Annotated in this window: 1 protein-coding gene; it reads right to left on the minus strand. The window is 51.4% G+C overall.

Annotated features, from left to right (window positions below):
- On the minus strand, positions 1–294 hold a 294-nt coding region (locus FN960_RS23830; protein WP_221936843.1), incomplete at both ends, for a hypothetical protein.

A 294-nucleotide genomic window follows, 5' to 3' on the forward strand; every position in this document is an offset into this window, starting at 1 on the left:
ATCGCGCAGTGCCATCTCTTCGTCACGCATATCCATCAGACGATCGGCCTTGGCATAAGTTAGCGCCCACGGCTCATCAAAATAGGTTTGTACCGACTGACGTAACCGCTGAGCAAAGACGCGGTTTTTATCCATATCGATCGCGGTACGAATAGATTTGTGTACGTGGCGGTCGTAGCCAATCCACAAGTCGATGGATTGCTGGCCCCAACTGATAATACGATCGAGTTTGCTCTGCAGATCGACCACCAGACGATCGACGAAATGCAGATCGTCATGGGTCATCGTCGCATC

This window comes from Alkalicoccobacillus porphyridii, from assembly GCF_007293315.1.
Lineage (GTDB): Bacteria > Bacillota > Bacilli > Bacillales > Bacillaceae_D > Alkalicoccobacillus > Alkalicoccobacillus porphyridii.